This window comes from Streptomyces sp. 130, from assembly GCF_007096885.1.
In the GTDB taxonomy this organism is placed as follows: Bacteria; Actinomycetota; Actinomycetes; order Streptomycetales; family Streptomycetaceae; genus Streptomyces.
Genome location: NZ_VJNO01000079.1, coordinates 1 through 5,134, shown reverse-complemented (window position 1 = coordinate 5,134; position 5,134 = coordinate 1). Strand labels below are relative to the sequence as shown.

The 5,134-nt window shown below is 70.7% G+C and carries 6 protein-coding genes; 5 read left to right on the top strand and 1 reads right to left on the bottom strand.

Annotation, left to right across the window (positions count from 1 at the left end; all coding sequences use genetic code 11):
* Window positions 1–44: 44 nt before the first annotated feature.
* The gene (locus tag FKN01_RS31900) at window positions 45–284 is read right to left on the bottom strand and encodes an MbtH family protein (protein WP_143626134.1); all 240 of its coding nucleotides are present in this window, start codon (window positions 282–284) and stop codon (window positions 45–47) included.
* Between the two features lie 263 nt (window positions 285–547).
* Between FKN01_RS31900 and argC the strand changes: the two genes are divergently transcribed.
* The 5 genes from argC to FKN01_RS31875 form a co-directional block, all read left to right on the top strand.
* Complete coding sequence (gene argC, locus FKN01_RS31895; RefSeq protein WP_143626133.1) at window positions 548–1,576, top strand: N-acetyl-gamma-glutamyl-phosphate reductase; 1,029 nt, start codon at window positions 548–550, stop codon at window positions 1,574–1,576.
* Window positions 1,573–2,724, top strand: coding sequence for a bifunctional glutamate N-acetyltransferase/amino-acid acetyltransferase ArgJ (gene argJ, locus FKN01_RS31890; protein WP_143626132.1), 1,152 nt, complete (start codon window positions 1,573–1,575; stop codon window positions 2,722–2,724). Before argC ends, argJ begins: the two co-directional genes overlap by 4 nt.
* Entirely contained in the window at window positions 2,721–3,596 is an 876-nt protein-coding gene (gene argB / locus FKN01_RS31885) for an acetylglutamate kinase (RefSeq protein ID WP_143626131.1), read from the top strand. The genes argJ and argB overlap by 4 nt, the downstream gene beginning before the upstream one ends.
* A gap of 38 nt (window positions 3,597–3,634) precedes the next feature.
* Entirely contained in the window at window positions 3,635–4,792 is a 1,158-nt protein-coding gene (locus FKN01_RS31880) for an acetylornithine transaminase (RefSeq protein ID WP_143626135.1), read from the top strand.
* A 158-nt stretch (window positions 4,793–4,950) separates the two neighbouring features.
* Window positions 4,951–5,134: class I tRNA ligase family protein (locus FKN01_RS31875; RefSeq protein ID WP_143626130.1), on the top strand; the 184-nt coding region annotated here is incomplete at its 3' end.

The window sequence follows — 5,134 nt, the reverse complement described above, 5'->3', positions numbered from 1 at the left end:
GGGCCGGGCACCGATCGGTGCCCGGCCCCTTCCCCGTGCGCGCCCTAGGCGGCGCTGGGCTCCGCTCGGACGTCGCTCTCCATCGCGATGCGCAGGCTCTTGGGCCGCAGATCCAGCCAGTTCTCCTCCACGTAACTCAGGCATTCCTGGCGGCCGGCCTCACCGAATACTACGCGCCAGCCCGCGGGCACATCTGCGAATGTCGGCCAGATGGAATGCTGCTCCTCGTCGTTTACCAGGACGAAGAACCTTCCCTCGTCGTTGTCGAAAGGATTGCCGCTCATAGTCCCTCCAGGACGTGAACATCAGGAAGATGCCGCAAGATTGCAGCGTCCAGAAACGTGGTTCGGAAACCAGCTTGGCAGTCGCGCAACGGACCGTGCAATAGACGTGTGTCCTGTGGACAGGACACTGCGTCGACACGATGCGAATGGGTTCGCAATTGCCTACAGTAGGGTGGTCGATTTCGGTGCCAGGCGGTGTGCGCGGCACCTCGGAGTGAATTCACGAACCGCTTACCGGCCGACCGGGGGCGGGAGGGGGACGCATGACCCTTCGAGTAGCGGTGGCCGGCGCCAGTGGCTACGCGGGCGGTGAGATCCTGAGACTCTTGCTGGGCCACCCCGGAGTGCGCATCGGAGCCCTCACCGCCGCCGCCAACGCCGGGCGCCCGCTGGGTGATTTCCACCCGCACCTGCCCCAGCTCGCAGAGCGCGTCCTGGAAGGGACCACGCCCACCACGCTGGCGGGCCACGACGTGGTCTTCCTGGCCCTTCCGCACGGCGCCTCCGCGGAGCTGAGCCGGGACCTCGGTGACCTCCCGCTGATTCTCGACTGCGGCGCGGACTTCCGGCTCGCGGACCCGGAGGACTGGAAGCGGCACTACGGCACCGACCACGCCGGCACCTGGCCCTACGGGCTGCCCGAACTCCCGGGCCGGCGGGAAACGCTGCGCACCGCGCGCCGGATCGCCCTGCCGGGCTGCTTCCCCACCGTCGCGACCCTGGCCCTGGCACCCCTGCTGCACGCGGGCCTGGCCGAGGCCGCCGTCGACATCGTCGCGGTCACCGGGACGTCGGGGGCGGGCCGCACCCTCAAGCCGCATCTGCTGGGCAGCGAGGTGATGGGGTCCGCCACCCCGTACGGGGTCGCCGGCACCCACCGGCACACCCCGGAGCTGAGGCAGAACCTCACGGCTCTGGCCGGCGCGGACGTCGAGGTGTCGTTCACGCCGGTGCTGGCGCCGATGAGCCGTGGAATCCTCGCCGTGTGCGGCGCCCGGGCCCAGGACGGCGTCACCGCCGACGACCTGCGCGCGGCCTACACCGCCCACACCGCCGAGGAGCCCTTCGTACGTCTTCTGCCGCCCGGCCAGTGGCCCAGCACGGCAGCCGTCCTCGGGTCGAACTCCGTGCAGCTGCAGGTCGGTCTCGACGTCGGCACCCGGCGCATCACGGCCGTCGGCGCCATCGACAACCTCACCAAGGGGACCGCGGGCAACGCCGTGCAGTGCATGAACCTCGTCCACGGATTCCCCGAGGACACCGGACTGTCCACCATAGGAGTCGCCCCATGAGCATCACGGCACCGAAGGGCTTCGCCGCGGCCGGAGTCGCCGCCGGCATCAAACCGGCGGGAACACCCGACCTCGCCCTGGTCGTCAACAACGGCCCGAAGAAGGCCGCCGCCGGTGTGTTCACGTCCAACCGGGTCACTGCGGCACCCGTCACCTGGACCAAACGGGCGATCGCGGACGGTCGCATAACCGCGGTGATACTCAACTCCGGTGGCGCCAACGCCTGTACGGGACCCGAAGGCTTCGCGGACACGGCGGAGACCGCCGGCGAGGTGGGGCGCCTCCTCGACGTACCCGCCGACGAGGTGGCGGTCTGCTCGACCGGGCTGATCGGCGTACGACTGCCCATGGAGCACCTGCTGAGCGGGGTTGCGCAGGCGGTCTCAGCCCTGTCCGCCACGGGTGGGCAGGACGCGGCGATCGCCATCAAGACCACCGACTCGGTACACAAGACGGCCCTCGTACGGCGGGACGGCTGGAGCGTCGCCGGCATGGCCAAGGGCGCGGGCATGCTGGCCCCCGGGCTCGCCACCATGCTCGTCGTCCTCACCACCGACGCCGACGTACCGGCCGCGGCCCTGGACGAGGCCCTGCACGACGCCGTGTCCGTCACCTTCGACCGCGTCGACTCCGACGGCTGCATGTCCACCAACGACACCGTGCTCCTGCTGGCGTCCGGAGCGAGCGCCGTCACCCCCGACGACGAGGTGTTCGGCGAAGCCGTGCGGCGCGTCTGCGCCGACCTGGCACGCCAGATGATCGCGGACGCCGAAGGAGCCACCAAGGACATCCGCGTCGACGTCGTCGGCGCCGCGAATGAACAGGACGCCCTGGAAGTCGGCCGCTCCATCGCCCGCAACAACCTCTTCAAATGCGCCATCTACGGCGAGGACCCCAACTGGGGCCGTGTCCTGTCCGCCATCGGCACCACCCACGCCGTCTTCGACCCGGACCGGCTCAACGTCGCCATCAACGGCGTGTGGGTCTGCAAGGACGGCACCACCGGCGAGGACCGCGACCACGTCGACCTGACCGGCCGCGAAGTCGTCGTCACCGCCGACCTCGCCGCCGGAGAGGCCCAGGCCACGATCTGGACCAACGACCTCAGCGTGACCTACGTCCACGAGAACAGCGCCTACTCCTCATGAGCACACTTCCCATCGCCTCCGCGACCAGCGGCTCCCTCGGCGCCGTCGGTGAGATAGCCGTGATCAAACTCGGCGGCAGCACTCTCGTCGACGACGCGCTGCGCCGCGACTTCGCCCGTGACGTGGTGCGCCTGCACGAAGCCGGACTCCGCCCCGTCGTCGTGCACGGCGGCGGCCCGCAGATCAGCACCGAGCTCGAACGCCGGGGCTTGGCCTCCGAGTTCAAGAACGGCCTCCGGGTCACCTCCGACGCCGCCATGGACGTCGTACGCATGGTCCTCGCCGGCGTCGTCCAGCGCGAACTCGTCGGCCTGATCAACGAGTGCCGGCCACTCGCCGTCGGCCTCACCGGCGAGGACACCGACATGCTCACCGCCACACGGCACCGGCCCGAGATAGACGGACGGCTCGTCGACATCGGCAGGGTCGGCACCATCGCACACGTCGCCCCGCAGCTCCTGGAGAGTCTGCTCGCCGACGGCCTCATCCCGATCGTCTCCTCCATCGCCCGCAGCATGGAGGACACGCACGTCCACAACGTCAACGCCGACACCGTCGCCGCCGCCCTCGCCACCGCCCTGCGCGCCTCGAAGCTGCTCCTGGTCACCGACGTCGCCGGCCTCTACGCCAACTGGCCGCACACCGACGAAATCCACGAACGCCTCACGGCCAAGGAGCTGGAGGACCTGCTGCCCGAGCTGTCCACCGGGATGCTCCCGAAGATGCGCGGCTGCCTGGACGCCGTCCGCGGCGGTGTGCGCAGCGCACACGTCATCGACGGCCGCCACCGCGGTGCCGTCCTCAACGCTGTTCTGACCGACCAGCCCGTCGGCACCACCGTCCTGCCCGACATCCCAGGAGCGATGACGTGACCACGAACGCCTCCCTGCGCCGGCGCTGGAGCGAGGCCATGATGCCTACCTACGGCACCCCCAGGACCGCCCTGACCCGCGGCTCGGGCACCCGGTACTGGGACGCCGACGGCATGACGTACCTCGACTTCGTCGGTGGCATCGCCGTCAACGCCCTGGGCAGCGCCCACCCCGCCGTCGTCGACGCCGTCACCCGGCAGATCAGCAGCCTCGGACACGTCTCCAACCTCTACATCAGCGAACCCCCGCTGCGCCTGGCCGAGGCCCTGCGGCGGCTCACCGGCCGCGCCGCCCGCACCTTCCTGTGCAACTCGGGGGCCGAGGCCAACGAAGCCGCGTTCAAGATCGCCCGGCTGACCGGGCGCCCCGAGATCGTGGCGGCCACCGGGTCGTTCCACGGCCGCACTCTCGGCGCCCTCGCCCTGACCGGGCAGCCCGCCAAACGCCGGGCCTTCGAGCCACTGCCGGGCGGCGTGCGGCACGTGCCGTTCGGCGACGTCGAGGCGCTGGCCGCGGTGGTGAGCACCCGCACCGCGATGGTCGTCCTGGAACCCGTCCAGGGCGAAGGGGGTGTGATCGTGCCGCCCGCCGGCTATCTCGCCGCCGCCCGCGAGATCACCAAGGCCACCGGCACCCTCCTCGCTCTCGACGAGGTGCAGACCGGCATCGGGCGCACCGGACACTGGTTCGCCCACCAGGCCGACGGCGTCGAACCCGACGTCCTCACGCTGGGCAAGGCCCTGGGAGGCGGCCTGCCCATCGGTGCCACGCTCGCCTTCGACGATGCCGCGGAGCTGCTCGGGCCCGGCAGCCACGGGTCGACCTTCGGAGGCAACCCCGTCGCCTGCGCCGCGTCTCTCGCCGTGCTCGACACCATCGAGAACGACGGCCTCCTGGAGGCGGCGCGGCGGCACGGCGAGCGCCTGCGCGTCGGCATCGAAGGGCTCGGCCACCCCTGGGTCGCGCAGGTGCGTGGCCGCGGGCTGCTGCTGGGCCTCGGGCTGACCGGGCCGTACGCCCGGATCGTCGAGGACGCTCTCGCCGCCGAGGGAATCCTCGTCAACGCCCTGGCCGAGGACGTGATCCGGATCGCCCCGCCGCTCACCGTGACCGATGCCGAGGTGGAGACGTTCCTTCGCGCCCTGGCCGGCGTGCTGCACAGGACGACCACCGCGCACAGCGTGCCGACCGCCTGAGACCGAACCTTTCCGCCCGTGCCGGGCCAAGATCCTTGGGAATCTAGAATCTCGGCGGGCCGAACGCCCAAGTGAACGCCGGCTCGCAGAAGTTGGTGTCCCGTTTCATCCCCGGTGCCGGCTCCGCCCGCTGGCCCGGACTCGCCAAAGGAAGACTGATGACGCAGTACCGCCAGGTACCCGCCCAGGTGGACCTGCCCGCCCTTGAGCACGCCGTGCTCGACTTCTGGCGCGAGCAGAAGATCTTCACCAAGAGCTTGGAGCGGTCCGAGGGCCGTCCCGAGTGGGTGTTCTACGAGGGCCCGCCGACCGCGAACGGCATGCCCGGGGCCCATCACATCG